This window comes from Demequina sp. NBRC 110055 (assembly GCF_002090135.1).
Classification (GTDB): domain Bacteria; phylum Actinomycetota; class Actinomycetes; order Actinomycetales; family Demequinaceae; genus Demequina.
On the sequence record NZ_BBRL01000004.1, the window covers coordinates 902,948 to 929,446 of the forward strand.

Genomic DNA, 26,499 nt, shown 5'->3' on the forward strand with positions numbered 1-26,499 from the left:
CGTGACACAGAGCACCTCCTCGCCTGAGGCGCCCACCGAGAGCGACTACGGCACCCACCCGGGAGCCGCCGCTAACCGCGTCTTCCGGTGGCTGTCCACCGGTGCCGGCGCCCTGATCCTCATCACCCTGGCCGCCGTCGCCACGTTCCTCCTTGCCGAGGCCTGGCCCGCGATTGCGATGGGGTCCGAGGAGTTGGGCGAGACCGTCTCCTTCATCAAGCCCGATCAGGGTCAGTCGCTGATGGAGATCATCGGCTACCTGATCTTCGGCACGTTGGTGATTTCGGTCATCGCCCTGCTGATCGCGACGCCCGTCGCGATCGGCATCGCGCTGTTCATCTCGCACTACGCGCCGCGCCGCCTGGCGCAGGGCCTGGGCTACATGATCGACCTGCTCGCGGCCGTGCCCTCCGTGGTCTACGGCCTGTGGGGCGTTGCGGTGCTCGTGCCCTTCATGCAGCCCTTCTATCAGTTCCTCGCGGACTACCTGGGTTTCATTCCGATCTTCGCGCCGCCGGAGTCCGGCGAGATCTTCACCGGCCGCGTCGCCATGAGCGCCGGCATCGTCCTCGCCATCATGATCCTGCCGATCATCACCGCCGTGTCGCGCGAGGTGTTCCTGCAGACCCCCACGCTGCACGAGGAGGCCGCCCTCGCCATGGGCGCCACCCGTTGGGAAATGATCAAGATGGCCGTGTTCCCCTTCGGCCGCTCCGGCATGATCGGCGCGACCATGCTGGGCCTCGGACGCGCGCTCGGCGAGACCATGGCCGTGCTGATGATCATCAGCCCCGGACTGACCTTCTCGGCCGCCGTGTTGCAGCCCAACCAGCACAACACCATTGCCGCGTACATCGCGCTGCAGTTCCCCGAGGCGAACTCGATGGGCGTGAACTCGCTCATCGCCATGGGTCTGGCGCTGTTCGTGATCACGCTGCTGGTCAACATGCTCGCGCGGTGGATTGTCTCCCGCCGCAAGGACTTCTCGGGAGCGAACTGATGGCCACCACCCAGACCACCGCCCCCGCCCGCCGCACCGGCGCACCGGCCTTCGGCGAGATTTCCTCTTCGCGGCGCACCAAGAACGCGATGATGACCGGCCTCATCTATGGGGCGTTCATCCTCGCCGTCATCCCGCTGATCTGGCTGCTCGCGACGGTGCTCATCAAGGGCATCGATCGCTTCATGATCTCGGATGCCGCGGGCCGCGACGGCGGCTTCAACCTCGAGTTCCTCAACCAGACCATGCGCGGCATCTTCGGCGGCGACGCCCCGTACGGCGGCATCAGCCACGCCATCGTCGGCACGCTGATGATGACGCTCGCCGCGACCGTCATCTCCGTGCCCGTGGGCCTGCTGACCGCGATCTACCTCGTCGAATATGGCAAGGGTTGGCTGCAGAAGGCCATCACGTTCTTCGTGGACGTGATGACCGGTATCCCGTCCATCGTGGCCGGTCTGTTCGCCTACGCCCTGTTCGCGATCCTGGTCGGGCCGGGCACCAAGCTGGGCATCGTCGGCGCGATCGCGCTGAGCGTGCTGATGATCCCCGTCGTGGTGCGCTCCAGCGAGGAGATGCTGCGCCTGGTGCCCAATGAGCTGCGCGAGGCCTCCTATGCGCTGGGCGTGCCCAAGTGGCTGACCGTGCTCAAGGTCGTGCTGCGCACGTCCATCGCGGGTATCACCACGGGTATCACGCTCGCCATCGCGCGTGTGGTCGGCGAGACGGCGCCCCTGCTGGTGGCGGTGGGTGTCGCGGACTCGCTCAACTGGAACCTCTTCGACGGCCGCATGATGAGCCTGCCCGTCTACATCATCTCGGAGTACGAGGCCGGAGCGATCCCCTGTAGCCCCGACGACGCCGCGTGCATCGCCCAGATCCCCGAGTACCGTGCCTGGGCCGCCGCACTCGTCCTCATCCTCATCGTCATGGCGCTGAACCTCGTCGCCCGACTCATCGCCAAGTTCTTCTCCCCCAAGTCCGGCCGCTAGGGCCAGAACCGGAGCCAGCAGTGTCCAAGCGCATCGACATCAACAACCTCAACGTCTACTACGGCGAGTTCCTCGCGGTCGAGGACGTCTCCCTGTCGATCGAACCCAAGTCCATCACCGCATTCATCGGCCCGTCCGGTTGCGGCAAGTCGACCTTCCTTCGCACGCTCAACCGCATGCACGAGGTCATCCCCGGCGCCCGCGTCGAGGGCGAGGTGCTTATCGACGGCGTCAACCTCTACGGCGACAACGTGGACCCCGTCACCGTGCGCCGCCACGTGGGCATGGTCTTCCAGCGCCCCAACCCGTTCCCCACGATGTCGATCGCGGAGAACGTGCTGGCCGGCTACCGCCTCAACAACAAGCGCGTGTCACGCTCCGACGCCGACGACCTCGTCGAGGAGTCGCTGCGCGGCGCCAACCTCTGGAACGAGGTCAAGGACCGCCTGGACCGTCCCGGCTCGTCGCTCTCGGGTGGCCAGCAGCAGCGCCTGTGCATCGCCCGCGCGATCGCCATCAAGCCCGACGTGCTACTCATGGACGAGCCCTGCTCGGCGCTCGACCCCATCTCCACGCTCGCCATCGAGGACCTCATGGCCGAGCTGAAGGACCAGTACACGATCGTCATCGTGACTCACAACATGCAGCAGGCCGCGCGTGTGTCCGACCGCACCGCGTTCTTCAACATCGCCGGCACCGGCAAGCCCGGCAAGCTCATCGAGATGAACGAGACGCCCGTCATGTTCTCGACCCCGTCCGAGAAGGCCACCGAGGACTACATTTCGGGCCGCTTCGGTTGATCCGTCGCTGTCGCTGAGGGCGTCGGTGCTACGGCACCGGCGCCCTTTGGCGTTTCCGCCCGGTCGCCTCCGCCCCGTGTGCTTCCCACCCCCCCCGATCGGTTTGGCCCACAGTTGTGACGGGTGGTGCCCAGGGGGCGGGTGTGAACCCATCCTGAGCCTCATGTGTCACATCCGTCCCACCTGTGGGCCACACCGATGTGCGGGCGTCGGGGCGACGCGTCCCACGGCGCCGGGTGCCGCCCTGCCCGAAAGTGCCGCGGCCCCGCTCCCCTCACGGGCAGCGGGGCCGCGGCTGTGCGGATGAGTGGTTAGCCGATCTCGGCGACCAGATCCGCGTACTCGGGCAGGGTGCCGTCCATGACGGGGACCTCGACGGCGTGCACGTCGACGGTGTCGGCGGCGAAGGCGACGTTCGCGATCAGGCCGGGAGCGGCCACGGCGACGCCGGAGACCTCCGTGTCACCGTCGGCCGGGCCCAGCTTGACCGATTCGCCCGCAGGCACCGTCAGGTTGGTGGTGTTCTGGCCGTCGATCGAGATGTCAAGGTCGACGTCCTCGGCCGAGTCGTTGATCAGCGTGCCGATCAGCGTCGCGGGCGCGTCCACCTCCTCGGTCAGCACGATGAGGTTCAGCGCGGAGACGTCACCCACCACCAGCTGCGTGCCGTCGGAGGCGGAGTAGTTCTTGTGGGTCGTGATGGGGTTCACGTAGGAGCATCCGGCGAGCGCGACGGCGGCCAGCGACGCGGCGGCGAGTCGGGCGGGGACGGTGAGCTTCACTGCGGTTCCTTCCGGGGAGACTGCGACAAGGATACTGGCCCGCGCGGGTGCGGCGCGCCTCAGTTCCCGCGTGTGCGCACGCGCGCGCGAAGGCCCTACCCCGAATGACGCCCCTGTTATTCACAGGGGCGGAATGTTAGACTATGGATCTCTACGAAGGGGCACACTGCACCATGAACTTTGCCGTCGGCGAGACCGTCGTCTACCCGCACCACGGTGCGGCGCAGATCCAGGACATCAAGAAGCGCATCATTCGGGGCGAGGAGAAGACGTACCTCAAGCTGAAGGTGGCGCAGGGAGACCTCACCATCGAGGTTCCCGCGGAGAACGTCGACCTGGTCGGCGTCCGCGATGTCGTCGACAAGGAAGGCCTCGAGAAGGTCTTCGACGTGCTGCGTGAGCCCTACATCGAGGAGCCCACCAACTGGTCGCGTCGCTACAAGGCCAACGTCGAGAAGCTCGCTTCCGGTGACGTCATCCGCGTGGCCGAGGTCGTGCGCGACCTGTCGCGTCGCGACACCGACAAGGGCCTGTCCGCCGGCGAGAAGCGCATGCTGCACAAGGCGCGCCAGATCCTCGTCAGCGAACTCGCGCTTGCCGAGAAGTGCGACGAGGAGACGGCGGAGAAGCGCCTGGACGAGGTCCTCGCCTCGTGACCATCGCGGCGGTCGTTACGGCCGCCGGCTCTGGTACCCGACTGGGCGCCGACCTCCCCAAGGCCCTCGTGCCTGTGGGTGGCATGCCTTTGGTCGCCTGGGCAGTGGACGCCATCTCTCAGGTGGCCGATGCCGTCGTCGTCACCGCGCCCGCGTCGCACCTTGATCAGTTCAGGGCGTCCGTACCAGGGGTGACCGTGGTTGCCGGCGCGGATTCTCGTCAGGATTCCGTGCACGCGGGTCTTCGTGCCTTGGGGCTCGCGGACGATGACATCGTGTTGATCCACGATGCGGCGCGCGCGTTCCAGACCGCCGACGTCATGCTTGCCACGGTCGACGCGGTCCTGGCCGGCGCCGACGGAGCCGTTCCCGTCGTCGATGTCGTCGACACCCTCGTGGCGGCCCCCGCCGCCAACGGAGCCCTCGGCGATCCCGTCGACCGAACGGCCGTCCGCGCCGTCCAGACGCCTCAGACCTTTCGCGCCGCCGCGATCCTGGACGCGCACCGCCGCGGCGAGTCGGGAGCGACGGACGACGCCACCCTTGCGCGCGCATGCGGATATCGCGTGGTTGCCGTCGGCGGGCATGAGGACGGACTCAAGGTGACCCGACCGCGCGACCTTGCCGTGGCATCGGCCATCGCGACCAGCCGCAAGGAGAGTGCATGACCATCCCCCGCATCGGCCAGGGCGTCGACGTCCACGCGTTTGGTGAGCCCGGCGTCGGCACGCTCGCCCTCGCGGGCCTCACGTGGCCCGGGGAGACTCCGCTCACCGGCCACTCCGACGGCGACTGCGCCTCCCACGCCGCGTGCGACGCGCTCCTGAGCGCCGCCGGTCTGGGTGACCTGGGCTCCAACTACGGCACCGACCGTCCCGAGTGGGCTGGCGCCTCCGGCGTCGCGCTCCTCGAGGAGACGGCGCGGCGCGTGCGCGAGGCGGGCTTTGAGATCGGTAACGTCGCCGTTCAGATCCTCGGCAATCGGCCCAAGCTCTCGCCACGGCGTGCCGAGGCGGAGGCGACCATGGCAGCGGCCATCAATGCGACCGTCAGCGTGTCCGCGACCACGACCGACGGCCTGGGCCTGACGGGCCGCGGCGAGGGTATCGCCGCGATCGCAACGGCACTCGTCTTCCCTGCATCGGACCGGTAGCCTGGCTCGCGTGACTCTGACGCTGTTCGACACCTCGACCCGTACCGAGCGCGCCTTCGAGCCGCTTGAGCCCGGGAAGGTCGGCATCTACCTGTGTGGGCCGACCGTGCAGAGCAGCCCGCACGTGGGTCACCTGCGCAGCGCCGTCGCGTTCGACGTGCTGCAGCGCTGGCTCGAGCGCACGGGGCACCAGGTGACCATGGTGCGCAACGTCACCGACATCGACGACAAGACCCTGATGAAGGCCGCCGAGGCGGGCGTGCCGTGGTGGCAGTGGGCGCTGACCTACGAGCGCGAGTTCCAGGCCGCCTATGCCGCCGTGGGCGTGCTGCCGCCCGCCGCCGAGCCCCGCGCCACCGGCCACATCCCCGAGATCATCGCGCTTGTCGCGCGGCTCATCGAGCGCGGCCACGCCTACGAGCTGAGCGGCTCGGTGTACTTCGACGTGCGCTCGTTCTCGGAGTACGGCTCGCTGACCCGCCAGGCGCTCGACGACCTCACTCCCGCCCCCGACGCGCCCGCCGACGACAAGCACGACCCGCGCGACTTCGCCCTGTGGAAGGCGCGCAAGTCGACGGAGCCCGAGACGGCGTCGTGGGACTCGCCCTGGGGTCCCGGACGTCCCGGCTGGCACATCGAGTGCTCCGCGATGGCGCGCCGGTTCCTCGGCGATGCGTTCGACATCCACGGCGGCGGCCTTGACCTGCGCTTCCCTCACCACGAGAACGAGCAGGCCCAGTCGCGCGGCGCGGGCTACGACTTCGCGCAACTGTGGATGCACTCGGCCTGGGTCACCCAGTCGGGCGCGAAGATGTCGAAGTCGTTGGGCAACGGCCTGCTGGTGTCCGAGGTCCTGTCGCGATACCCGGCCGCGGCGCTCCGCCTGGCCCTGGCCCAGGTGCACTACCGCTCCATGCTCGAGTACTCCGAGCAGACCATGGAGGACGCCACTGCGACGTGGAACCGCCTCGCGGGCTTCGTCACGCGCGCGTCGGACCGCGTCGGCGCGCTGACCCTCGCGGAGGTGCGGGCGGCCACGCTGCCCGAGCCCTTCGTCGAGGCGATGGACGACGACCTGTCCGTGCCTCGTGCCCTCGCGCACGTGCATGAGACGGTGCGTGCGGGCAACGCCGCGCTCACCGGCGGTGACGATGCCGTGGTTGCCGAGTCGCTGCTGTCGGTGCGGGCCATGCTCGACGCACTGGGTCTCGACCCGGCGAGCGAGACGTGGGCCGCAGCCGATTCCGGTGCGGACTCCGCGATGACCGCCCTGGATTCTCTGGTGCAGGCCGACATTCAGGCCCGCGCCGCAGCTCGTGCGGCGAAGGACTGGGGCACGGCCGATGCGATCCGCGACCGCCTGGCCGAGGCCGGCATTGTGGTCGAGGACGGCGCCGACGGCGCCCGCTGGTCTCTCCAGGACTAACGTCGCCGGGCGCCGAACCGGCCCGCGTCTCGCCCGTCGGTTTGGCCCACGGATGTGACGCAGGGGTGCGACGTGACACATGGGGCCGTCCCACCGGCCGCATAGGTCACACGCGTCACACGTGTGGGCCAAACCGACCGTGCAAGCGAAGCCCTGTCCTCGGCGACTACCCTTGTCCCCATGGCAGGTAACTCGAAGCGCCGCGGCGCGACTCGCAACGCGGGCTCCAAGAAGGGCGCGACCGTCGGCACCGGCGGGCACGGGCGCAAGGCGCTCGAGGGCAAGGGGCCGACCCCCAGGGCCGAAGACCGGCCCAACCACAAGGCCTACAAGGCGAAGAAGAAGGCCGAGGCGGAGGCCGCGAAGCGACCCCAGGGCAAGGGCCGCGTGACGCCGCGCGACCGCACGTCGTCCTCGAACGAGCTCGCGATCGGTCGCAACAGCGTGCTCGAGGCGCTGCGTATGGGCGTTCCGGCGACCACGCTGCTGGTGTTCAACCGCATCGACGCCGACGACCGCGTCACCGAGATCGTGTCGCTCGCCGTCGAGAACTCCGTGCCGGTGCGCGAGGTGGCCAAGGCCACGCTCGACGGTCTGGCAGGCGGCAGCCCCCACCAGGGCGTCGCGCTCGAGGTGCCGCCGTACGAGTACGCCGACCCCGAGGACTTCCTCGACGAGCGCGGTCCCATCGCGGTGCTCGACGGCATCCAGGATCCGCGCAATCTGGGCGCCATCATGCGTTCTGCCGCGGCGTTCGGCGCCGCCGGCATCGTCATCCCCGAGCGCCGCGCCGCGGGCGTGACCGTCGCCGCGTGGAAGGTCTCGGCCGGTGCCGCGGCCCGCTTGCGCGTGGCCCGCGCCACCAATATCACCCGCACCCTCGAGGCCTATAAGAAGGCCGGCCGCTTCGTCATCGGCCTGGACGCCGGGGGAGAGGTCGACCTGCACGAGTCGCAGCTGCTCGACGGTCCCCTCGTGATCGTGGTGGGCTCCGAGGGTGACGGCATCTCGCGCCTGGTGCGCGAGACGTGCGACCAGATCGTGTCGATCCCCATCGGCGAGGTCGAGAGCCTCAACGCCTCGGTCGCCGCGTCGATCGCGCTGTACGAGGCGGGGCGCCGGCTGGGCTGAGACACGGCCAGGCCGGTCGCCGGGCCCGAGTGGCGCCTAGTCCAGCTGCCCGGTGCGCGGCAGGTTCTGCCATGCGTGAATCATCGTCGTGTGCGTGGGCGCCTCACGCGCAACGGGCATGCCGGCGGCGTCGACCCCGTCCTCGAACTCGGAGATCTCGTGGCCCAGCACCGCCTGCTCGTCGGGGTGCGTGGGAAGGACGTTCTTGACGTAGGACGCGACCGCCTCGGGCATCGTGACGGAGGGGTCCTTCTCGGCGAGGAACCAGCGGTGGTCGAGCACCTCGTGGAACACCTGAGCGGGCTCGAGCTTGCGGCGGTACTCGCGCGGCACAGCGCGCACGGTGGGCTCGAAGACGTCGGCGAGCCACTCGTGCGCGGCGAGCACCTCGTCCTCCTCGTTACCGGTGACGACCCGGTACTCGTCCATGTCGTTCAGCAAGCGTCGCGCCTGGTTCTCCTGCACGTCCAAGCCCGTCAGCCGCAGCAGGCGCCGCGAGTGGTGGCCGGCGTCCACGACCTTGGGGCGGATGGTCAGCTCCGAGCCGTCCGCGGTCTGCGTCATGTCCAGTTCGCCCACGTCGAAGCCCAGGTCGTTGAGGGCCTGGACACGTTCGGCGACGTGCTTGCGCACGTTTTCGCGGTACGTCTGCTTCTCGGTGAGCGTGTTCCACAGCTCCTTGTAGCGCTCCTCGATGCGGTCGCCCACCTCGAGCGGGTCGACGGCATCGTCGAGCTCGGCGGCGGCCTGCAGGTCGAACATCTCGCCGATGATGTTGGTGCGCGCCAGGTCGATGTCGTACGCGCGCTGGCCCGGCGTCAGGTCGCGGTGCAGGTCGCCGGTTTCGGCATCGACGAGGTAGGCGGAGAACGCCTCGGCATCGCGACGAAACAGTGCGTTCGAGAGCGACACGTCGCCCCAGTAGAAGCCCAGCAGGTGCAGCCGCACCAACAGCACGGCCAGCGCATCGATGAGGCGCGTCAGCGTGTTGTCGCGCAGGGCCTGGCTGAACAGTGCTCGGTACGGCAGCGAGAACTGCAGGTGCTCGGTCACGAGTGCGGCGGCGAGCTCCTCGCCGTTGTCGTCCACGCGGCCATCGACGACGGCGAAGGGCACCACGCACGGCGCGCCCATCCGCCCCAGCTCCTTGAGCATGTCGAACTCGCGCTTCGCCATCGGAGCGACGGTCTCCTTGACCGCAAGCACGCGCCCGCGGAAGCGCACAAACCGCACCACGTGGCGAGAGATACCGCGGGGGAGGGCCGCGAGGGTGTCCTTGGGCCATGTCTCCAGCGGAACGGACCACGGCAGGTCCAACAGCTCAGGGTCAACCGCGCCGGTGATCTTCAAGGCCATGTCACCACTCTAGGGCTCGCCACCGACGGCGGCCGATGCCGTGGCGGGCTTTCGTACGACGCCCCGCCACCGCATCGGCCGGCCGGGGGCAGGCACAGCGAAAGGGGCGGCCCGGGTTGCCCCGGACCGCCCCTTTCGGCGTGAACGACGTCAGCGTCAGACGGCCGCCGACTTGTCGGTGGTCACCGCGTCGGACAGGCGGTCCGAGGTGGCCGACGAGAAGACGTGCTGCTCGCCCGGACGGATCTTGACCCACACGTTCTCGCCCTTCTTGGGCACGTCGCGGGGGTCAACGCGGACGATGACCTGGCCCTCGTTGGAGACCGAAGCACCCTCGGCCGCAAGCGGCGCGGCGAGCTGGCCGTACACGAAGGCGTCGGAGCCGAGCTCCTCCACGACGACGACCTCGACCGGGAAAGAGCCCTCGGTGTTGGGGGCCACGCGGTCGAGCGACTCGGGACGGAAGCCCAGGATCAGCTTGCCGGCGTCGGCGTCGGTCATGCGGCCGACGACATCGCGCTCAAGGGCGATCTTGTTGCCACCGATGTTGGCGGCGCCACCCTCGATGTTGAAGGTCGAGATGTTCATCGCGGGCGAGCCGATGAAGCCGGCGACGAACACGTTGGCCGGGGCGTCGTACATCTCGCGCGGGGTGCCGACCTGCTGGAGGAGGCCGTCCTTGAGCACCGCGATGCGGTCACCCATGGTGAGCGCCTCGACCTGGTCGTGCGTGACGTAGACGGTGGTGGTGCCCAGGCGACGCTGGAGGGCGGCGATCTGGGTACGGGTCTGGACACGGAGCTTGGCGTCGAGGTTCGACAGCGGCTCGTCCATGAGGAACACCTGCGGCTGGCGAACGATGGCGCGGCCCATGGCCACACGCTGACGCTGACCACCGGAGAGGGCCTTGGGCTTGCGGTCCAGGTACTCGGTGAGGTCCAGGATCTTCGCGGCGGCCTCGACGCGCTGGCGGATCTCCGCCTTGTCGACCTTGGCGATCTTGAGCGCGAAGCCCATGTTGTCCGCGACGGTCATGTGCGGGTACAGCGCGTAGGACTGGAACACCATCGCTATGTCGCGGTCCTTGGGCTGGACGTGGGTGACGTCGCGGTCACCGACGTAGATGCTGCCCTTGTCGACGTCCTCGAGTCCTGCGAGCATGCGCAGCGAGGTCGACTTTCCGCAGCCGGACGGGCCGACGAGAACGAGGAATTCGCCGTCTGCGATGTCGAGCTCAAGCGAGTCGACGGCAGGACGCTCGGTGCCGGGGTAGATCCTCGACGCCTTGTCGAAGGTAACGGTGGCCATAGTGATGCTTCCCTTCACTGGCAGGTACGTGCCAGACGATCCGTGGTGAAGAGTGCCGGTGTGGTGTCCACAGTGACACTAGTTGCCGCAACCGTTGCGACGACTGGCCACATCTTCCCACACCGCTTCCGTAACTCCAACCTCCCTGCATGTAGCGTTATCGCCATGGCAGTGCGAGCGCGCGAACCGGGCGACGAGATTGGTGGCTACACCATCGTCGAGCAGCTCGGCAGGGGTGGCTCGGGCGCCGTCTACAAGGTGGTTGACGACGGCGGGGACTTCGCGGCACTGAAACTCGTCGACGCGCGCGAGGACGAGGTGGCCGCGCTGCGCCTCGAGCGTGAGGTCCACGCCCTCCAGTCGCTCAGGCACTCCGCGGTGCCGTCGATCCTCGACGCGGAACTCGACGGCGATGAGACGTTCGTCGTGTTCGAGTACATCCCGGGTGAGAGTCTGTGGGACTACGTTCAGCACCACGGGCCGATGCGTGAGACGGATCTCGCCCACCTCGCCGACCGGACGGCGTCAGCCCTGGCGGCGGCCCACGAGGCAGGGGTCATCCACCGCGATGTCACCCCGTCGAACATCATGATGGGCCCCGACGGCCCCGTGCTTATCGACTTTGGCCTGTCGCACCGCGAGACCGACGATCGACTCACCCGCGACGGGCTCGTGTCCGGTACCGCCGGCTACGTCGCGCCCGAGGTCATCGACGGCGAGGAGCCCGGCATGCGCGCCGACGACTGGTCGTGGGCGGCGACGCTGGCGTATGCCGCGACGGGCAAGGCGCCGTTCGGATCGGGCACCGGTGCGATCTCCAAGACGCTCGAGGCAAAGGTCGAGTTGCCGGTCTTCCCCGGCTCCGAGGCGATCGCCGCGGCACTCAGTCGCGACACGGATGCCCGCCCCACACCCGACCAGGTAGTGGCCGCACTGCGCGGTGACACCACCGTGCTGCCGCGCTCGGGAGGAATGGACCCCACCGCCGTCATGGGAGGCATCGCTCCCACCGCGGTGATGACGCATACGGCCGATGCCGCGGTCGCCGAGGACTCCGACCTCACCGAACCCGTGCGCACCTTCACCCCGGCTTCCGTGGGCGACGGTGCGGACACCGACGTGTGGCCCGTGGCAAGCGACACCGACCCCGATTCACCCGAGGGGTTCAACGGGCTCCTCGAGGGCGAACCGGCACAGGTGGTGATGGCCGGCGCGCCCCGCCGCAAGGTGGTGATCGCGGCGCTCGCCGTCGCCACGGCGTCGGCCACCGCCCTCGCTCCCGTGATCACGTTCCTCTTCATGGTGGTCTCCGCGATCGTGGTGCGCACCGTTCAGCGCCGTGCACTGGCGCTCGCTGCCTCGCGCGCCAAACGGGGTCCACGGCGCGGAGACGCTGCACTCCACACCATGGGATTGCCGTGGCACCTGCTGCGTGCGGCGGGGGAGGCGCTGCCGTCGATCCTGCTCGCCGCGGTGCTCGGCGTGGGCGTCGGGGCGCTCGGCTGGTGGCTGGTGAGCTCGCAGACGGTGGCGGGATCGAGCAGCGAGGCCCAGACGTGGGGGCATGCGATCGTGCTCGTCATCGCGGGGCTCGCGGCCGAGGCCACGCTGTGGTGGGGGCCGTGGGCCGGGCTGACCCGCGAGGGTGCGCACCGCACGGTCTCCGGCGTCGCGCCCACGCGCGGCGTGTCGACGGCATGGGTCGTGGTCGCCGTCGTGGCGCTCGCGGTCATGACGCTGGTGGTGCTGCTGCTGACCGAACCCGTCTGGTGGCCGCTGCCCGACCTCCCATCCTGACCCCGGCATCGGACGTATTCGGCGGACCAAAGGTCCTGGGAACCAGGCCTCCCTGCGGTACGTTGAAGCGACAAGTTCCCTGCCCGGGAACGCTTGATCGTGCCTGAGGAGACTGATCAATGACCGTCGCCGAGCGATGGACCACCGTGCAGCCCTGGCTGTCCACCGTGGTGCGTCTGGCCATGGCCGCCATCCTGGTGGCCGCCGCGATCCCCAAGATGCTGGACATCCCGCAGTCGATCATCGCGGTGCGTGCATACCGGTTGCTGCCCGAGGCCATCGTGCCGTTCGTCGGCACCATGCTGCCCTTCTTTGAGTTGGCCCTCGCGGTGGTGCTCGCGGCGGGCCTGTTCACCCGCTGGGCGGCGATTGTCTGGCTGCTGATGATGGTGGGCTTCTCGATCGGCGTCATCTACGCGTGGAGTCAGGGATTGTCCATCGACTGCGGCTGCTTTGGCGGCGGCGGTGATGTCGCCGAGGGCACCACCAATTACCCCGTTCACATGCTCGAGCGCGCCGGTTTCATCGTGCTGGGCCTCTACCTGGCGATCTGGCCGCGATCGAAGTTCTCGGTCGACAACTGGCTGGCGCCCAAGCCTGTCTAGACTCTTTCCATCCCGACCCCCGTTGCTGGAGGAAACCGATCCATGGCCTCGAACAAGTCCAATAAGAACGAGCGCGCCGCGCAGGCTCGCAAGGCCGCGCAGGCGCAGGTGAAGGCGCAGGAGCGTCGCACCGCCGCCATCATCGGCGTCTCGGTCATTGCCGTGATCCTGCTGTTCGCGGGCGTCGTCTACTTCATTGTGCGCTCGGGCGACGTGCCCGAGCTCGACGCGGCCGACGCGCCCACGGGTGCGGACTTGAGCGGCGGCATCCCGATCAGTTCCGACGCCATCGCGGGTGTGGCTGGCCCGGAGGACGCCGCGCGCCTGGACGTCTACCTCGACTTTATGTGCCCCATCTGTGGCCAATTCGAGGAGACCAACGGCGAGGACATCGACGCGATGATCGCGGATGGCTCCGTCGCGCTCTACGTCCACCCCATCTCGATCCTCGACCGCTACTCCAACGGCACCAACTACTCGACGCGCGCCGCGAACGCCGCCGCCACCGTCGCGGACGCCGCCCCCGAGCACTTCATGGAGTTCCAGACGGCGATGTTTGAGAACCAGCCCGCCGAGAACACGGAGGGCCTGTCCGACTCGGAGATTGCCGACATCGCCGTGGGCGTGGGCGTGCCCCAGGAGGTCGCCGACACCTTCACCGATGGCGAGTTCACCAAGTGGGTCATCGCCGCGACCGACCAGTCCTCGCAGGATGGCGTGCCCGGCACCCCGACCCTGCGCATGGCCGACCCCGGCGACTCCTTCGACGACGGCAAGGTGCTCGAGCAGGAGAACGACGTCATGTACTTCCAGCCCGGCGCCCTCGCCCAGTACGTCGCGGACGTCAACGCTGGCACGGTGACCGTTACCGAGTAACCGCTGTCGCGCTCTGCGCCCCGCCGGCCCGTGTGGCCGGCGGGGTGCAGTTTTTGTGCGCGCTTGCGGGTTGACGCGCGCCGCGCGCGCTGGGAGCCACCTCGTGCCCGCTTTTCGCGATTTCCGGGCACCAGATGACTCCTGAGACGCATGCCCCGGCTCGGGACGGCCGATGCGGCGGCTGGCTCTCGGTATCCTGTTGCGACGGCGCGGGCTCACCGGGCCGACGCTGGCATGGCGCAATTGGTAGCGCACCGTACTTGTAATACGGGGGTTGCGGGTTCGAGTCCCGCTGTCAGCTCTTCTTTTTCCTCGCGCGTCGCGCTGACTCTCTCGCCGACTCGGCGGTGCCGGCCTCATGCGTCGTTGCTCACCCCTATGTCGCCGCGTCGATGCGCGCCTCCTGGGGGGTTGCGGCTCTCCGCGGCGTCACTCCGTGACGGTGATCTAAACGACACACCGTGTCCGAGCCGGCATCGAGCAGCATGTCGACCTCTCGACCGTCACACCGGAACCGGGATTGAGGGCGTCAGTGCTTTGTCCGATTCGTGAAGTGCAGGATGCCACTGAGGTCACAAAACTGCATCGAAACGATGCGACTCACGCGTGGCATGTGAATTACCTCACGTTTTGCGCGGCATGATCCGATACATCAGTCGTCGAGATGTGAAGCAAGTCACCTATCGACCACTGGTCGAGAACGGACTCACGCCGAGATGGCACCCACTCATGAGGGGGTGGAGTGCGCCCAAAAACTACTGAGGACAGAACATGGCTGAGAAGGACAACAAGAACAAGCGCAAGTTCGCGGCGGTGCTGCTGGGCATCGTGGGCGTGGCGGGGCTGTCGGTCGCGTCGGCGTCGCAGCTAACGGTGACCCCGGAGCACGAGGTCGCCATCGGTGTCTCGGCGGCATTCGCGCCGTGCGACGCGGATGCGACAGTAGGGATTGGCTACAACTACGGCAAGAACGGCGCGGGCGCGTACGTCATCACCGACGTGTACCTCACCGGCGTCGATGCCGCGTGTGCGGGGAAGAAGGTGACCGTCGAGCTCGCGGATGCAGCGGGCGACATCGTTGGCACCGCGACACAGAGCAACGTGACGGTCGCCTCCGGAAAGGTGTCGGTCGGTTCGATCGCCCCCGCAGTGCTCGTCGCGACTAACCTCGGGCAAGCCACCGTCGTCATCGGCTAAGACCGCGACACCACCACACCATGGCTGAGCCGACCCTCGACGAGGCGCGCACTGGCGCGCTTCGTCGAGGTGCCCGGGCGGCAGGCAATGTTGCCGGCTGGATTCTGCTCGCCATCATGGCGTGGTTCGCGTGGCCCGCCACCCTCCATGGTGGAACGTCCTACGTGCTGGTTTCTGGCGAGTCGATGCTCCCCACCTACGAGCCGCGCGACATGGTCATCGCCCGCACCGGTGAGCCGAAGGTGGGCGACGTCATCGTCTACGCCCCGGACGACCTCGGCGGCGCGCAGATCGTTCACCGCATCATCGGCGGCAATGCTGACGACGGGTGGGTGCTGCAGGGCGACAACAACGACTTCATCGATCCGTTCGAGCCGACGGCCGACGAGGTGCGCGGCATCGTGCGGGTGCACCTGCCCTTCGTGGGGCACGTCACCGTTGTGCTGCTGAACCCGATCACGTGGTTCTTTGTCCTGTTGCTCGCGTTGGCCATTCTGATCTGGCCGAGTAAGTGCAGTGGCGCAAGCCGTTCCGAGCGCGGCGACCCGGCAGACGTGACGGATGGCGCCCCCGTCGTGAAGAAAGCGCGCGCTCCTCGCAAGGTCACGGGCTCAGCGACGGGCGTCGTGGCGCTCCTCGTCGCGGCCACGTTGATCACGATGGCAAGTGTGACGCCTGCCAGCGCAGCCCAGCTTTCCGTGGTGACCGCGCAGAGTGCCTTTGCGAGCACCTTGCGCCCGTGTGCCGATCTCGCGGGTGTGCTCACGGTGAGCCCTACAGGGACCGCTCAGGGTCAGCAGTACTCGCAAGTGAAGCTCGCGAACCTGCCTTCGAGTTGCCAGGGCCCCAATGTGCCTCTCGAGATCAGTCTTCACGGCGACGGAACTTCTGCTCCGTGGGTCGGCGTGCTCGGAGGGGGCGCCACGACTGCAACACCCACCGTCAGTGCACCGTCCGGCGCGGCTTATGACGCCGACGATGTCGACACGGTGGTGGTCAAGGTCGGCGGTTGGCTGTTTATCGGAACCTGGAACTACATGGCGCCGGTTCCCCAAACCATCTCATGCACGGCGCTCGACTCCGCGGACAACCCCATCTCCACTCCTTGTACGGCAAGTGTGACGACGTGGGCGATTCAGTCGTACAGCCCCTACCCGGTCGTCGTGTCGTGGTGGATGAAATACGAGGTCGTGACGACCGCGACCAACTGGCGAGTGAACGTCGACACCTCGGTCAACAGTGGCGGATGGCCCACGTGGACCCCGAAATACGTCTACTCCAATGGAAATCCTGTGCGCGCGACATGTTCCGGCACGCAGTTCGTCTTCTGGGTCAACAAGTCCTGGGGGTCGAACAAGGAGGGATACGTCGAGTTCAAGTCGCAAACGGGAGGCCGCGGCGCGTTGTGCACGCAGAGTTAGTTCGTCCCCCACACGACGGGCTCGCCGCCCTGCTCGACCAGAAGACGGTTCACCGCCGAGAACGGGCGTGAACCGAAGAAGCCGCGCGACGCGGACAGCGGGCTGGGATGCGCTGACGCGACGATCGGTAGCGGTCCGAGGAGCGGCGCGAGGCTCTGCGCATCGCGGCCCCACAGCACCGCGACGAGCGGCCCGCCGCGTGCAGCGAGCGCCCGGATGGCGTGCTCGGTGATTTCCTCCCACCCGCGTCGGCGGTGGGACCCGGCCTCGCCGGGCGCGACCGTCAGTACGCGGTTGAGCAGCATCACGCCCTGATCAACCCAGGGAGAGAGGTCCCCCGACGCCAGCACCTCGCCCGTGTCGTCCGCCAGTTCGCGCGCCATGTTGCGTAGCGAGCGCGGCATCGGGTGGCCGGGCGCGACCGAAAAGCTCAGCCCCACCGCATCGCCGGGCGTGGGATAGGGGTCTTGCCCCACGATCAGCACCCGTACGGAACTGAGGGGCGCGCGGAAAGCCCGTAGGACGGCATCGGCCGCGGGAAGGTAGACGCGCCCCGCGTCGATCTCGCCTCGCAGGAACTCGCCGATCGCGTCGAATTGCGGCGCGACGGGCTCGAGCGCCTCCGCCCAATCGCTCGCCACCTGCTCTCGCCACGGCTTCGCCATGGCGCTCACCCTAACGACACGCGGCCGATGCTCGGTTCGCCTGCACGAATTGTCCTTCCGGCCCGCTTAGGCTGGGGCGCACGAGCACGCGTGAGGGAGGTGGCGCATGGGTGAGCCCGCGATCGAGGCACACGAGCCCGAGGGCCTGTCCGAGCGTGATGCCGCCATCCTGGCCTTCGAGCGACAGTGGTGGAAGTACGGCGGCGCGAAGGAAGACGCGATCCGCGAACTGTTCCGCATGTCGGCGACGCAGTACTACCAAGTGCTCGGCGCCCTGATCGACACCGTCGCAGCACTCGAGGCGGACCCGATGCTGGTGAAGCGCCTGCGTCGCATGCGTGAGGCGCGCCAGCGGGGCCGCTCCACGCGTGCGTGGGGTGCGCCATCCGTTCGCTAGAGTGACGACGTGCCACAGGAATACGACCGCGACGAGTTCGACGACATCGCCGACCAGGGCGGTCCTGTCGGCGTCCACCGCACCCCGGCGAAGTGGTGGACCAAGGTTCTCCCGCCGCTGCTCGCGCTGATCGCCGCGGGCCTGGTGGGCTACCTGGTCGCTGTCTTCCTGTGGAATTCGGGCCACGACAGCGACGAGCCCGAGCCCGTCGCGACCATCACGACGACTCCGTCCGCTGAGGCGACGGCGTCGCCGTCGGCCTCGGCGTCGCCGTCGGCCGAGCCATCCGCCGAGCCGTCGGCGTCCGCCACCCCGTCCGAGACCCCCTCGGAAGAGCCGGAACCGGAGATCCTGTTCGATACCGAGGTGCATGTGCGCAACGGCGCCGGCATCTCGGGGCTCGCGGGATCCCAGCAAGAAATCCTCGAGGACGCCGGCTTCACCAGCATCGAGGCGAACAACATCGACGCGTCGCTGATCCCTGACGGGGTCAACACGGTCGCGTACGAGGACGAGAGCCTCGCCGACACCGCGCAGGCGATCGCCGACGAGCTCGGCATCGACGTTGTCTCAGGTGACGGCACGCCCGGTGGTGCCGACATCGAGGTCCTGCTCGCCTCTGACCCCGGCAACTGACCGCGCCGGATCGCGCAACCGCGGCATCGGCCTCCCATCCGGCCCCATGCCAGTGGTGACGTCACGCCCTCAGTGAACTGTCCCTGAACGGTTTGCACTCAACAGGGGAGAGTGCCAGAATCGGCGTTAGCACTCACACCCTGAGAGTGCTAACGAACTTCGGCTAGCAGTCGAGGCGCCGGGTCCGGTCGTGACGTGAACGAGCGGACAGGCGTCGTCCGTCGCGGGCGACTTGCCAGCCACCGTCATCGAAAGAGGACTCACACCCATGGCAAAGATGATTGCCTTCGATGAGGAGGCCCGCCGCGGCATGGAGCGGGGCATGAACGCCCTCGCTGACGCCGTCAAGGTCACCCTCGGCCCCAAGGGCCGCAACGTCGTGCTCGAGAAGAAGTGGGGCGCGCCCACCATCACCAACGATGGTGTCTCGATCGCCAAGGAGATCGAGCTGTCGGAGCCGTACGAGAAGATCGGCGCCGAGCTCGTCAAGGAAGTTGCCAAGAAGACCGACGACGTCGCGGGTGACGGTACGACCACCGCGACCGTGCTCGCCCAGGCGCTCGTGCGCGAGGGCCTGCGCAACGTCTCGGCCGGCGCCAACCCGATCGCCCTGAAGAAGGGCATCGAGAAGGCCGTCGCCGCCGTGACCGAGCAGCTCCTCGCCTCCGCCAAGGAGGTCGAGACCAAGGAGCAGATCGCCGCGACCGCCGCCATCTCCGCCGGTGAGCAGGAGATCGGCGACAAGATCGCCGAGGCGATGGACAAGGTCGGCAAGGAAGGCGTCATCACCGTCGAGGAGGCCTACCAGCTCGGTATCGAGCTGGAGCTGACCGAGGGCATGCGCTTCGACAAGGGCTACCTGAACCCCTACTTCGTCACCGACGGCGAGCGCCAGGAGGCTGTCCTCGAGGACGCCTACGTGCTCCTGCTCGAGTCGAAGATCTCGTCGCTCAAGGACCTGCTGCCCATCCTCGAGAAGATCATGCAGGCGGGTAAGCCCCTCGCGATCATCGCCGAGGACGTGGACGGCGAGGCCCTCGCGGCCCTGGTCGTCAACAAGCTGCGCGGCAACCTCAAGGTCGTCGCCGTCAAGGCCCCCGGCTTTGGCGACCGCCGCAAGGCGATGCTGCAGGACATGGCCGTCCTCACCGGCGGTCAGGTCATCTCGGAGTCGGTCGGCCTCTCGCTCGAGTCCGCCACGCTCGACCTGCTGGGCCAGGCCCGCAAGGTCGTCGTGACCAAGGACGACACCACGATCGTCGACGGCGCTGGCGCCGACGAGCAGGTCGCCGGTCGCGTGGCTCAGATCCGTGCCGAGATCGAGAACTCGGACTCGGACTACGACCGCGAGAAGCTCCAGGAGCGCCTCGCCAAGCTCGCCGGTGGCGTCGCCGTCATCAAGGCGGGCGCGGCCACCGAGGTCGAGCTCAAGGAGCGCAAGCACCGCATCGAGGACGCCGTCCGCAACGCGAAGGCTGCCGTCGAAGAGGGCATCGTCGCCGGTGGTGGCGTGGCCCTGATCCAGGCCGGCGCCGCCGCCCTGGGCTCGCTCGAGCTCGAAGGTGACGAGGCCACCGGTGCTCGCATCGTCGAGGCCGCCATCTCCGCGCCCCTGCGCCAGATCGCTGTCAACGCCGGCCTTGAGGGCGGCGTTGTGGTCGAGAAGGTCAAGGGCCTCGAGACCGGCCACGGCCTGAACGCTGCGACCGGCGTGTACGAGGACCTCCTCGCCGCCGGCGTCAACGACCCGGTGAAGGTCACCCGCTCGGCGCTGCAGAACGCGGCCTCGATCGCGGCCCTGTTCCTCACCACCGAGGCCGTCGTCGCGGACATCCCCGAGCCCGAGCCGGCCATGCCGGCCGGCGGTGGCGACATGGGCGGCATGGGCTTCTAAGTCCAGTCGCTTCAGCGTCCGCGCTGATACGCATACGAAGGCCCCAGGGTTCGCCCTGGGGTCTTCGTCGTGTCTGGAGTCCGTCGCCGGTGTGGCCCACGACGGGGGGGGCTAGCGTCGCTGAGCGGAGGTGACGCGCAAGCCCGAGGCACGTAGCCGTCTGACCAACTCGCGGGTGTCGACCTGGTGTGCGCCGAGGTCGACGAGCGTCGGGTAGAGCTCTGCGGGCACGTCGTAGTGATCGCGGTCGAACGCGCGGGCGGGGATGCCCGCGGCCGCCGCGAGGGCGTGCAGCTCCTCGAGTGACGAGTCGGAGACCATGTGTCCCCACACCTTCCCGTGGCGCGGCCACAGGGGCGGGTCGATCAGCACGGTCACGGCGTCGACACTACGCCCGCCACGAGCATCAGCCGAACATGCGCGTCGCGGCGTCCTCTGCCTCCTGATATGTGGTGGCTGCTGTGCCGAGCGCCGACGAGAGTGCGTCGAGAGCGGACTCGACCTGGGCCTGGGCGGCATGCCACTGGTCGAGCACGCCGGCGAAGGCCGTCGCGGCGCCGCCCTGCCAGGATCCCTCCAGGGCGGTCAACTGCGCGATGAGGGAACCGACCTCGGCACGAATGGTGTCGCCTGAGCGGTGCGCGAGGGCGGAGGCCTGCGCCACCTCGGCGGCGTCGACGTGAAAGCGGGTCATGGGAGTCTCCTCGGGGTCGTCGGGGGTGGACTCCTGCGACGTTACGAGGCGGCGACCATCATCCACAGGGGGACGTCCGTGCTCGGGGAGACCGAGGGGATCGTGCGGGACTGGGGACGACGCGGGCGAGACTCCCGGGCTTCCGCAGTGCGCTGCGTGTGAGCGGAGTCGTGGGGTGTCGGCGTCCCGGGCTGTCAGCGCGCGGTCGGTGCGTGCGCGGCGTCGATGACCGCGGCGGATGACAGGGCGGCCGTGTCGAGGCGGCAGCGCTCGTCGTCACGGTCGAGCCACGCGAGCTCCGCGGTGAGATTCTGGCGCGCCTGGCGCTCCCAATCCACGCACAGGGGAGTGATGTAGATGCGCTCACGCCTGAGGAGCTTGGTGACGATGGCGCGGCGCGCCGCGAGGTAGCGCGCCTGAGGGATGTGCGAATACTCGTCGCGCACAGCGTTCACGTACTGCTTATAGCGGCGGGGGTCGGCGGCGAGAATGGCGAGGTCGGCATCGGACAAGACCGCCGCGTCGCCCTGTCCCGTCGAGTGACGCACGAGGCCGGCCACGAGTGTCGCGACCTTGTCGACCCGCGGAGCGGGCAGTCCCAGGGCCGACAGCTCGTCACGCGCATACTGTGCGGAGGCAACCTCGTCCTCGCCGCCGCGGTTGGAGTACGCGGCCCGCTCTGCGGCGTCGAAGATAGCGCCGTGATACCACGCGGCTAGGCGCACGATGTGAGGGTGCTGCGTCTCCTGCTGGAGTTCGTCGACGTGCTGCAGGAGGTCCACGAGGTGGCTGACGCCGTGGAAGCGGCGAGCTGGTTCGCTCCAGCGATCGAGAAGTCGCTGGCCCGCGGCCTGGATCTGTGCCTGATCCGCGGTCGCGCCAGCGCCGGTGGCCGCGCGCATGTACGCGGGGACCAGCCATCCGGGGACGAGGGTCGTGCCCATGGTTCACCTCAGCCGTGTGTCGTGCGGTTGTGCACGGTTCCAGTGTGCGTCGCGAAGGGGCGCCGAGGCAAACTCGGCCGCGGCACGAGAGGTGACCGTAGCATCGGCCGCGGTCCCGGGACGCCCGCGGGCAGTCGTGTCGAGCCCTACGGCTAGACTGGGTGGGCGCCGAATCCGCGGCGCCCAATGAGACCAGCGAGGTAGATGTGCCCACCGGCCGTGTGAAGTTCTTCGACTCTGACAAGGGGTTCGGCTTCATCGCCAGCGACGACGGCGACGAGGTGTTCCTCCACGCGTCGGCGCTGCCCGACGGAGTGACGTCTCCCAAGCCCGGCACACGTGTCGATTTCTCCGTCGCCGACGGTCGCCGCGGACCGTCCGCCCTCGCCGTGTCCATCCTCGATCCCGTCAAGACCGTCTCGCAGGGCCTGCGCAAGAAGCCCGAGGAGATGACGGTCATCGTCGAGGACCTCATCAAGATGCTCGATGGCGTGTCGAACTCCCTGCGCCGGGGCCGCTACCCCGACGGAGAGCGCGGCAAGAAGGTCGCATCCGTGCTCCGCGCCGTCGCCGATCAACTGGAGGCGTGAGCCACCCCATGGATGCAGTGCTGGACGCCGCCGTCGACCTTGCCCGCGAGAGTGCGATCGAGGTGGCCGACGGCGCCGAATGGGTGGGCGAGCACCTCGGGACTCACGAAGACGAGGACCGCCTGGTCACCCACCTCTTCGCGTGCACCATGCCGGGCTACCGCGGCTGGGTGTGGTCCGTCACACTCTCGCGCGCGCCGCGTGCTCGCGAGGCCAAGGTGTGCGAGGCCCACCTCGTTCCCGCCGATGACGCGCTGCTAGCGCCGGCATGGATCCCATGGGCCGACCGCGTGCGCCCCGGCGACCTCGAGCCGTCGATGGTGCTGCCGAAGATCCACGAGGACGCGCGCCTGATGCCCGGCTTCGAGCTCACCAACCCGGAGTTCGAGGACGCCATGGAAATCTGGGAGCTCGGCCTTGGTCGCGAGCGCGTGCTCGCTCCCGAGGGGCGCGATAGCGCCGCCAAGCGTTGGCACCGCGGCTCCCACGGCCCGTCCGCGCCTTCCGCCGTGGCGTCGTCCCAGCCGTGCTCGACGTGTGCCTTCTTCATTCCGCTGACGGGCGCCCTGCGCACGGAGTTCGGTGCCTGCTCCAACGAGTGGTCGCCCTCCGACGGCAAGGTCGTGGCCGTCGACCACGGCTGCGGCGCCCACTCCCAGACCGACATCGAGCAGCAGTCCACCCGCTGGCCAGCCAACGACCCCGTCTTCGACACCGATGCCGTGGTCCCCGAATCGCTCGCAGGCGCGGCCGACGAGCGCGAGGCCGAGCAGGCGCCCGAGCCCGAGCAGGCGCCCGAGCCCGAGGACGCTGCCGCCACGAGCGCCGAGACCGCCGACGAGGCGAAGACGACGGCCCCAGAGGCGGTCGACGCCCCCACCTCCGAGACCGAGTCGGACTAGTCGAGACGAAAAACCGGCCGATGCCGTGGCGACCTCGCCACGGCATCGGCCGTTCGTTTGCCGTGCGTTAGCGGTAGTTCGCCGTGGTGTAGCGCGTCGTGCCGTCCGGCGTCGCCGCGGAGCCCGCCCCCATCTGGGTGTAGGCCGGGTTCATCAGGTTGAGGCAGTGACCGTTCGAGTACATCCAGCCGCTGTGGGCCCGGTTGTGCGCGGCGGACTCGGAGACGCCACCGCTCGAGTTGCTCACGGCCACGTTTTCCGCGCCGGGACGGTTCGGGTTGTGCGCGAGGGCGTCCATCGTCGCGTCCGTCGCGGCGTCCTTCGCTGCCATCGACTTCGACCACTCGGTGGCGGCAGAGGCGAGTGACCCGCTCCAGCTGAGCGGTGCGATGCCGATGCGGGCGCGCTCCTGGTTCGCGGCGGCCATGAGCGCCTGTGCGCCGCCGCTCGCGCTGTAGGGATCCTTGGGGGACGAGCAGTATTGCTCGAACGACGTGCCGGCGGGCTTGCTCTCCGTCGCGGCCTTCGGCGTGGATTCTGACGTGGACTTCTTGGTGGTCGACTTGTTGGTGCTCGTCCCCGCGCTGTGCGAGGGCGCCGACTGCTGCGCGCTCGGTGCAGACGACTCGGCGGCGGGAGCAGGGGTCTCGACGACGGGCTCCGGCTCGGGCACCGTGACCTTGATCTGCTGGACGGCGGCCGCGAGGTTGACCTCCGCCGCCACGCCGGGCGCGACGATGCCGGCCGTGACGTCTGCCTCCGGGGTCGAGTCGACGGCCGGGGCATCGTCGTCCGCGGCCAAGGTGACCGGCGTGGGCTCCGCCGTGGGTAGCAGCTCGGCCGCGGCAGCACCGGCGGTGCCGGCGACGACGAGGGGGACCATGCCGAGCAGGAAGACTCCGAGGGCGCGGCGGCGGGGCCGGCGCGGGTCGAGGACTTCCTGCGTCTCGGTCATGTCAGTAACTTCTCCACAATCCAGTCGATCGAGGCCGTCAATGCGGAGACGTCATCAGGATCGACGGACGGGAACATCCCGACACGAATCTGATTGCGTCCGAGCTTGCGGTACGGATCGATATCTACGACTCCCGCGGAACGGAGGATCGAACGCAATTCGGTCGAATCCACCGGCGGGAGCAGGTCGACCGTAGCTACCACTGAAGAGCGGTGAGAAGCCTCTGTGACAAAGGTCACGGCATATTCAGCAGCGTCAGCCCACTGATAAATGCGGCGTGCGGACTCCGATGTGCGGGATGTCACAAAATCCATGCCGCCGCCCGCGAGCATCCATGTCAACTGCTCGCGCATCATGATGAGGGGCGTGAGGGCAGGAGTGTTGAGCGTCTGCTGGAGACGGCTGTTTTCCAGGGCATTCTTGAGTGCGAGGGTGTCGGGGATGTAGCGACCGGAGGCGGCGATGCGCTCGATGCGCTCCACGGCTGCGGGGGACACGAGGGCGAACCACAGGCCGCCGTCGGAGCCGAAGCTTTTCTGGGGCGCGAAGTAGTAGACGTCCGCCTGGGTGACGTCGAGCGCCAGGCCACCGGCGGCCGAGGTGCCATCGATCACGGTCAGCGCGTCCCCGGCGCCGTCGGGGCGCACCACGGGGGCCATCGCGCCCGTCGACGTCTCGTTGTGGGGCCATGCGTAGACATCGATCCCGTCGCGAGCAACGGGGAAGGCGACATCGCCGGCAGGAGCCTCGATGACATCTGACGTCTCCAGGTGCGGCGCGGCCCGGGTGGCGGCCGCGAACTTCGCACCAAACTCCCCGAAGGCACAGTGCTGAGCGCGACGCTCGACGAGAGAGAAGGTCGCGGCATCCCAAAAGGACGTCGAGCCGCCGTTGCCGAGCAGCACCTCGTAACCGTCGGGGAGCTGGTACAACTCCGCGAGGGATTCGCGGACATCGCGCACCAAGTTCTTGACGGGAGCCTGCCGATGCGAGGTGCCCAGCACGGTGGGCTGGGCATCCACGATCGCCTGAATCTGGGAGTCGCGGACGCGGGACGGGCCCGATCCGAAGCGGCCGTCGCGCGGCAGCAGATCGGTAGGGATGGTGAGTTCGGTCGCCATGGCGCCAGCGTAGTGCGGGGGCGACTGGCAGACTGTCGCGCGTGCAGCGACTGACTCCGACCCTTCGCCACTACGACTGGGGCACCACCGACGACATTCCGCGTCTGTTGGGCTTCGGGCCAGATGGCACGCCCTATGCCGAGGCGTGGTGGGGCGCGCACGACTCCGCGCCATCATGGGTCCCCGACGAGCACGGGCACATGCCGCTCGACGAACTCATCGCGAAGCACCCCGTCGACATGCTGGGGGCCGATGCGGTGGCGAGATGGGGCGCCCGTCTTCCGTACCTCTTGAAGGTCCTCGCCATCAACAAGCCGCTGTCGATCCAGGTGCACCCCACGCTCGAGCAGGCCCGCGAGGGATTCGCCCGCGAACAGCGCGGCACCGGCGGAGCGCCGCACTCCTTCCTTGACCCCTTCCACAAGCCGGAAATGGTGGTGGCGATCACGCCCATGCGGGTGCTGGCGGGCGTCCGCGACCTGCAGGAGACGGCGGAGGATCTGCGCGCCCTGGGGACGGCACGCGCCGACGTCCTGGCTGGCGCGCTCGCGCGCGCCGACGACGCCGAGGCGTTCCTCGCCGATGTCCTCACGCGAGGCGCCGACCACGACACCTATGCGGCTCTGGCCCGGGTGGGTGGAGCATCGGCCCCCGGCACGTCTCTCCGGGCCGCGGCCGATGCCCTGGCCCACTTCCCCGACGACCCCGGAGCCATTGTCGCGCTTGCCCTCAACCTCGTCGAACTGGAGCCGGGCGAGGCCGTGTTCACAGGGGCAGGCATCCTGCACTCGTACCAGTCGGGACTCGGCGTGGAGATCATGGCGAACTCGGACAATGTGGTGCGCGCGGGCCTGACCCCGAAGCACATCAATGTGCCGCTGCTCCTATCGCTTGCCAACGCGGTGCCCGCGATGGCGGCTCGGCCCACCGAATGGCGCGACGGGCCGGTGCGACGCCTCGAGACGGTCGAGGACGAGTTCGCGCTGACCGTCGTCAACGAGGGCAAGGCGATCGTCGGAGAAGACCCCCGCATCGTGCTGTGCGTGACCGGCACCGCGACCATTGCCGCGGCCGGCGAGGTGAAGAACCTCACGGCGGGACAGGCACTGTTTGTGCGCGCGTCCGAGGGCGATGCGGAGATTTCTGCTGAGGGCATTGCTGCCGTGGCACATACGGCCTGCAGGCGCGCAGAAATGTAGGA

Annotated in this window: 28 protein-coding genes and 1 tRNA gene; 20 read left to right on the plus strand and 9 right to left on the minus strand. The window is 68.6% G+C overall.

Going from position 1 to position 26,499, the window contains the following annotated elements:
- The first annotated feature begins 1 nt into the window (after position 1).
- From pstC to pstB, 3 genes are read left to right on the plus strand one after another with little or no spacing between them, the layout of a single operon-like run.
- The gene (pstC, locus tag B7K24_RS04180; protein ID WP_084128878.1) at positions 2–1,000 is read left to right on the plus strand and encodes a phosphate ABC transporter permease subunit PstC; all 999 of its coding nucleotides are present in this window, start codon (positions 2–4) and stop codon (positions 998–1,000) included.
- Positions 1,000–1,992, plus strand: coding sequence for a phosphate ABC transporter permease PstA (gene pstA / locus B7K24_RS04185; RefSeq protein WP_084128879.1), 993 nt, complete (start codon positions 1,000–1,002; stop codon positions 1,990–1,992). The genes pstC and pstA overlap by 1 nt, the downstream gene beginning before the upstream one ends.
- A 20-nt stretch (positions 1,993–2,012) precedes the next feature.
- Positions 2,013–2,792: a phosphate ABC transporter ATP-binding protein PstB gene (gene pstB, locus B7K24_RS04190; RefSeq protein ID WP_084128880.1), complete on the plus strand. Its 780-nt coding sequence runs from the start codon at positions 2,013–2,015 to the stop codon at positions 2,790–2,792.
- Between the two features lie 311 nt (positions 2,793–3,103).
- Here the strand turns inward: pstB and B7K24_RS04195 are convergent, their stop codons facing one another.
- The gene (locus tag B7K24_RS04195; RefSeq protein ID WP_084128881.1) at positions 3,104–3,574 is read right to left on the minus strand and encodes a hypothetical protein; all 471 of its coding nucleotides are present in this window, start codon (positions 3,572–3,574) and stop codon (positions 3,104–3,106) included.
- A 173-nt stretch (positions 3,575–3,747) separates the two neighbouring features.
- Between B7K24_RS04195 and B7K24_RS04200 the strand changes: the two genes are divergently transcribed.
- The 5 genes from B7K24_RS04200 (at position 3,748) to rlmB (ending at position 7,940) form a co-directional block, all read left to right on the plus strand.
- The gene (locus tag B7K24_RS04200; RefSeq protein ID WP_084099629.1) at positions 3,748–4,230 is read left to right on the plus strand and encodes a CarD family transcriptional regulator; all 483 of its coding nucleotides are present in this window, start codon (positions 3,748–3,750) and stop codon (positions 4,228–4,230) included.
- Entirely contained in the window at positions 4,227–4,898 is a 672-nt protein-coding gene (locus B7K24_RS04205; RefSeq protein WP_144268117.1) for a 2-C-methyl-D-erythritol 4-phosphate cytidylyltransferase, read from the plus strand. Before B7K24_RS04200 ends, B7K24_RS04205 begins: the two co-directional genes overlap by 4 nt.
- A complete protein-coding gene (gene ispF, locus B7K24_RS04210; protein ID WP_084128883.1) occupies positions 4,895–5,383 on the plus strand; it encodes a 2-C-methyl-D-erythritol 2,4-cyclodiphosphate synthase in 489 nt (162 codons plus the stop codon). Before B7K24_RS04205 ends, ispF begins: the two co-directional genes overlap by 4 nt.
- Positions 5,384–5,393: 10 nt before the next feature.
- Entirely contained in the window at positions 5,394–6,809 is a 1,416-nt protein-coding gene (gene cysS / locus B7K24_RS04215) for a cysteine--tRNA ligase (protein ID WP_084128884.1), read from the plus strand.
- Between the two features lie 180 nt (positions 6,810–6,989).
- A complete protein-coding gene (rlmB, locus tag B7K24_RS04220; protein ID WP_084128885.1) occupies positions 6,990–7,940 on the plus strand; it encodes a 23S rRNA (guanosine(2251)-2'-O)-methyltransferase RlmB in 951 nt (316 codons plus the stop codon).
- Between the two features lie 36 nt (positions 7,941–7,976).
- Here rlmB and B7K24_RS04225 read toward each other — a convergent pair whose 3' ends face one another.
- Positions 7,977–9,296, minus strand: a complete 1,320-nt coding sequence (locus B7K24_RS04225) for a DUF4032 domain-containing protein (protein WP_084128886.1) — start codon at positions 9,294–9,296, stop codon at positions 7,977–7,979.
- A gap of 156 nt (positions 9,297–9,452) precedes the next feature.
- On the minus strand, positions 9,453–10,604 hold the full coding sequence (locus tag B7K24_RS04230; protein ID WP_084128887.1) for an ABC transporter ATP-binding protein: 1,152 nt from the start codon (positions 10,602–10,604) through the stop codon (positions 9,453–9,455).
- 165 nt (positions 10,605–10,769) lie between these two features.
- On the opposite strand from B7K24_RS04230, the gene B7K24_RS04235 reads away from it, so the two are divergent.
- From B7K24_RS04235 to B7K24_RS04260, 6 genes are all read left to right on the plus strand, one after another.
- Positions 10,770–12,401, plus strand: coding sequence for a serine/threonine-protein kinase (locus B7K24_RS04235; RefSeq protein ID WP_084128888.1), 1,632 nt, complete (start codon positions 10,770–10,772; stop codon positions 12,399–12,401).
- 119 nt (positions 12,402–12,520) lie between these two features.
- Entirely contained in the window at positions 12,521–13,006 is a 486-nt protein-coding gene (locus B7K24_RS04240; protein ID WP_084128889.1) for a MauE/DoxX family redox-associated membrane protein, read from the plus strand.
- A gap of 42 nt (positions 13,007–13,048) precedes the next feature.
- On the plus strand, positions 13,049–13,882 hold the full coding sequence (locus B7K24_RS04245; protein ID WP_084128890.1) for a thioredoxin domain-containing protein: 834 nt from the start codon (positions 13,049–13,051) through the stop codon (positions 13,880–13,882).
- 228 nt (positions 13,883–14,110) lie between these two features.
- Positions 14,111–14,183, plus strand: a tRNA-Thr gene (locus B7K24_RS04250).
- A gap of 470 nt (positions 14,184–14,653) precedes the next feature.
- Positions 14,654–15,079 carry a hypothetical protein gene (locus tag B7K24_RS04255; RefSeq protein ID WP_084128891.1) on the plus strand — a complete coding sequence of 142 codons (426 nt, stop codon included), beginning with the start codon at positions 14,654–14,656 and terminating at the stop codon, positions 15,077–15,079.
- A 20-nt stretch (positions 15,080–15,099) separates the two neighbouring features.
- Positions 15,100–16,500: a signal peptidase I gene (locus B7K24_RS04260; RefSeq protein WP_084128892.1), complete on the plus strand. Its 1,401-nt coding sequence runs from the start codon at positions 15,100–15,102 to the stop codon at positions 16,498–16,500.
- On the opposite strand, the gene B7K24_RS04265 is transcribed toward B7K24_RS04260, so the two are convergent.
- Positions 16,497–17,165: a uracil-DNA glycosylase gene (locus tag B7K24_RS04265; RefSeq protein ID WP_084128893.1), complete on the minus strand. Its 669-nt coding sequence runs from the start codon at positions 17,163–17,165 to the stop codon at positions 16,497–16,499. The two genes, B7K24_RS04260 and B7K24_RS04265, sit on opposite strands and share 4 nt — an antisense overlap.
- A gap of 106 nt (positions 17,166–17,271) precedes the next feature.
- Here B7K24_RS04265 and B7K24_RS04270 point away from each other — a divergent pair, with 106 nt between their 5' ends.
- The 3 genes from B7K24_RS04270 (at position 17,272) to groL (ending at position 20,092) form a co-directional block, all read left to right on the plus strand.
- The gene (locus tag B7K24_RS04270) at positions 17,272–17,562 is read left to right on the plus strand and encodes a DUF3263 domain-containing protein (RefSeq protein WP_084128894.1); all 291 of its coding nucleotides are present in this window, start codon (positions 17,272–17,274) and stop codon (positions 17,560–17,562) included.
- Positions 17,563–17,571: 9 nt separating this feature from the next.
- Entirely contained in the window at positions 17,572–18,198 is a 627-nt protein-coding gene (locus B7K24_RS04275) for a LytR C-terminal domain-containing protein (protein WP_084128895.1), read from the plus strand.
- 268 nt (positions 18,199–18,466) lie between these two features.
- Complete coding sequence (groL, locus tag B7K24_RS04280; RefSeq protein WP_084128896.1) at positions 18,467–20,092, plus strand: chaperonin GroEL; 1,626 nt, start codon at positions 18,467–18,469, stop codon at positions 20,090–20,092.
- Positions 20,093–20,203: 111 nt separating this feature from the next.
- Here the strand turns inward: groL and B7K24_RS04285 are convergent, their stop codons facing one another.
- The 3 genes from B7K24_RS04285 to B7K24_RS04295 all read right to left on the minus strand — a co-directional run bounded on the left by B7K24_RS04285 (position 20,204) and on the right by B7K24_RS04295 (position 21,730).
- Positions 20,204–20,470, minus strand: a complete 267-nt coding sequence (locus B7K24_RS04285) for a DUF4031 domain-containing protein (RefSeq protein WP_084128897.1) — start codon at positions 20,468–20,470, stop codon at positions 20,204–20,206.
- 28 nt (positions 20,471–20,498) lie between these two features.
- A complete protein-coding gene (locus B7K24_RS04290) occupies positions 20,499–20,786 on the minus strand; it encodes a WXG100 family type VII secretion target (protein WP_084129244.1) in 288 nt (95 codons plus the stop codon).
- A gap of 194 nt (positions 20,787–20,980) precedes the next feature.
- Positions 20,981–21,730, minus strand: a complete 750-nt coding sequence (locus B7K24_RS04295; RefSeq protein WP_084128898.1) for a hypothetical protein — start codon at positions 21,728–21,730, stop codon at positions 20,981–20,983.
- 206 nt (positions 21,731–21,936) lie between these two features.
- On the opposite strand from B7K24_RS04295, the gene B7K24_RS04300 reads away from it, so the two are divergent.
- Together B7K24_RS04300 and B7K24_RS04305 are read left to right on the plus strand one after the other, a co-directional pair.
- Positions 21,937–22,320 carry a cold-shock protein gene (locus B7K24_RS04300; RefSeq protein ID WP_084129245.1) on the plus strand — a complete coding sequence of 128 codons (384 nt, stop codon included), beginning with the start codon at positions 21,937–21,939 and terminating at the stop codon, positions 22,318–22,320.
- The gene (locus B7K24_RS04305; protein ID WP_234986541.1) at positions 22,317–23,222 is read left to right on the plus strand and encodes a DUF3027 domain-containing protein; all 906 of its coding nucleotides are present in this window, start codon (positions 22,317–22,319) and stop codon (positions 23,220–23,222) included. The genes B7K24_RS04300 and B7K24_RS04305 overlap by 4 nt, the downstream gene beginning before the upstream one ends.
- Before the next feature lie 67 nt (positions 23,223–23,289).
- Here B7K24_RS04305 and B7K24_RS04310 read toward each other — a convergent pair whose 3' ends face one another.
- Together B7K24_RS04310 and serC are read right to left on the minus strand one after the other, a co-directional pair.
- Positions 23,290–24,177, minus strand: coding sequence for a CAP domain-containing protein (locus tag B7K24_RS04310; RefSeq protein WP_084128900.1), 888 nt, complete (start codon positions 24,175–24,177; stop codon positions 23,290–23,292).
- Positions 24,174–25,298 (minus strand): phosphoserine transaminase, encoded by a 1,125-nt coding sequence (serC, locus tag B7K24_RS04315; RefSeq protein ID WP_084128901.1) that lies wholly within the window; start codon positions 25,296–25,298, stop codon positions 24,174–24,176. Before serC ends, B7K24_RS04310 begins: the two co-directional genes overlap by 4 nt.
- Positions 25,299–25,339: 41 nt before the next feature.
- Between serC and manA the strand changes: the two genes are divergently transcribed.
- On the plus strand, positions 25,340–26,497 hold the full coding sequence (gene manA / locus B7K24_RS04320; protein ID WP_084128902.1) for a mannose-6-phosphate isomerase, class I: 1,158 nt from the start codon (positions 25,340–25,342) through the stop codon (positions 26,495–26,497).
- Positions 26,498–26,499: the final 2 nt, after the last annotated feature.

Bases quoted from the DNA above. Each gene is read 5' to 3' on its own strand.
- B7K24_RS04260 (WP_084128892.1), top strand. From the start codon at position 15,100: ATGGCTGAGCCGACCCTCGACGAGGCGCGCACTGGCGCGCTTCGTCGA.
- B7K24_RS04265 (WP_084128893.1), bottom strand. From the start codon at position 17,165: ATGGCGAAGCCGTGGCGAGAGCAGGTGGCGAGCGATTGGGCGGAGGCG.
- B7K24_RS04255 (WP_084128891.1), top strand. From the start codon at position 14,654: ATGGCTGAGAAGGACAACAAGAACAAGCGCAAGTTCGCGGCGGTGCTG.
- pstA (WP_084128879.1), top strand. From the start codon at position 1,000: ATGGCCACCACCCAGACCACCGCCCCCGCCCGCCGCACCGGCGCACCG.
- B7K24_RS04310 (WP_084128900.1), bottom strand. From the start codon at position 24,177: ATGACCGAGACGCAGGAAGTCCTCGACCCGCGCCGGCCCCGCCGCCGC.
- groL (WP_084128896.1), top strand. From the start codon at position 18,467: ATGGCAAAGATGATTGCCTTCGATGAGGAGGCCCGCCGCGGCATGGAG.
- B7K24_RS04200 (WP_084099629.1), top strand. From the start codon at position 3,748: ATGAACTTTGCCGTCGGCGAGACCGTCGTCTACCCGCACCACGGTGCG.
- B7K24_RS04230 (WP_084128887.1), bottom strand. From the start codon at position 10,604: ATGGCCACCGTTACCTTCGACAAGGCGTCGAGGATCTACCCCGGCACC.
- rlmB (WP_084128885.1), top strand. From the start codon at position 6,990: ATGGCAGGTAACTCGAAGCGCCGCGGCGCGACTCGCAACGCGGGCTCC.
- B7K24_RS04295 (WP_084128898.1), bottom strand. From the start codon at position 21,730: ATGGGCACGACCCTCGTCCCCGGATGGCTGGTCCCCGCGTACATGCGC.
- B7K24_RS04235 (WP_084128888.1), top strand. From the start codon at position 10,770: ATGGCAGTGCGAGCGCGCGAACCGGGCGACGAGATTGGTGGCTACACC.
- B7K24_RS04270 (WP_084128894.1), top strand. From the start codon at position 17,272: ATGGGTGAGCCCGCGATCGAGGCACACGAGCCCGAGGGCCTGTCCGAG.
- B7K24_RS04290 (WP_084129244.1), bottom strand. From the start codon at position 20,786: ATGACCCGCTTTCACGTCGACGCCGCCGAGGTGGCGCAGGCCTCCGCC.
- B7K24_RS04225 (WP_084128886.1), bottom strand. From the start codon at position 9,296: ATGGCCTTGAAGATCACCGGCGCGGTTGACCCTGAGCTGTTGGACCTG.
- B7K24_RS04245 (WP_084128890.1), top strand. From the start codon at position 13,049: ATGGCCTCGAACAAGTCCAATAAGAACGAGCGCGCCGCGCAGGCTCGC.
- ispF (WP_084128883.1), top strand. From the start codon at position 4,895: ATGACCATCCCCCGCATCGGCCAGGGCGTCGACGTCCACGCGTTTGGT.
- serC (WP_084128901.1), bottom strand. From the start codon at position 25,298: ATGGCGACCGAACTCACCATCCCTACCGATCTGCTGCCGCGCGACGGC.
- B7K24_RS04240 (WP_084128889.1), top strand. From the start codon at position 12,521: ATGACCGTCGCCGAGCGATGGACCACCGTGCAGCCCTGGCTGTCCACC.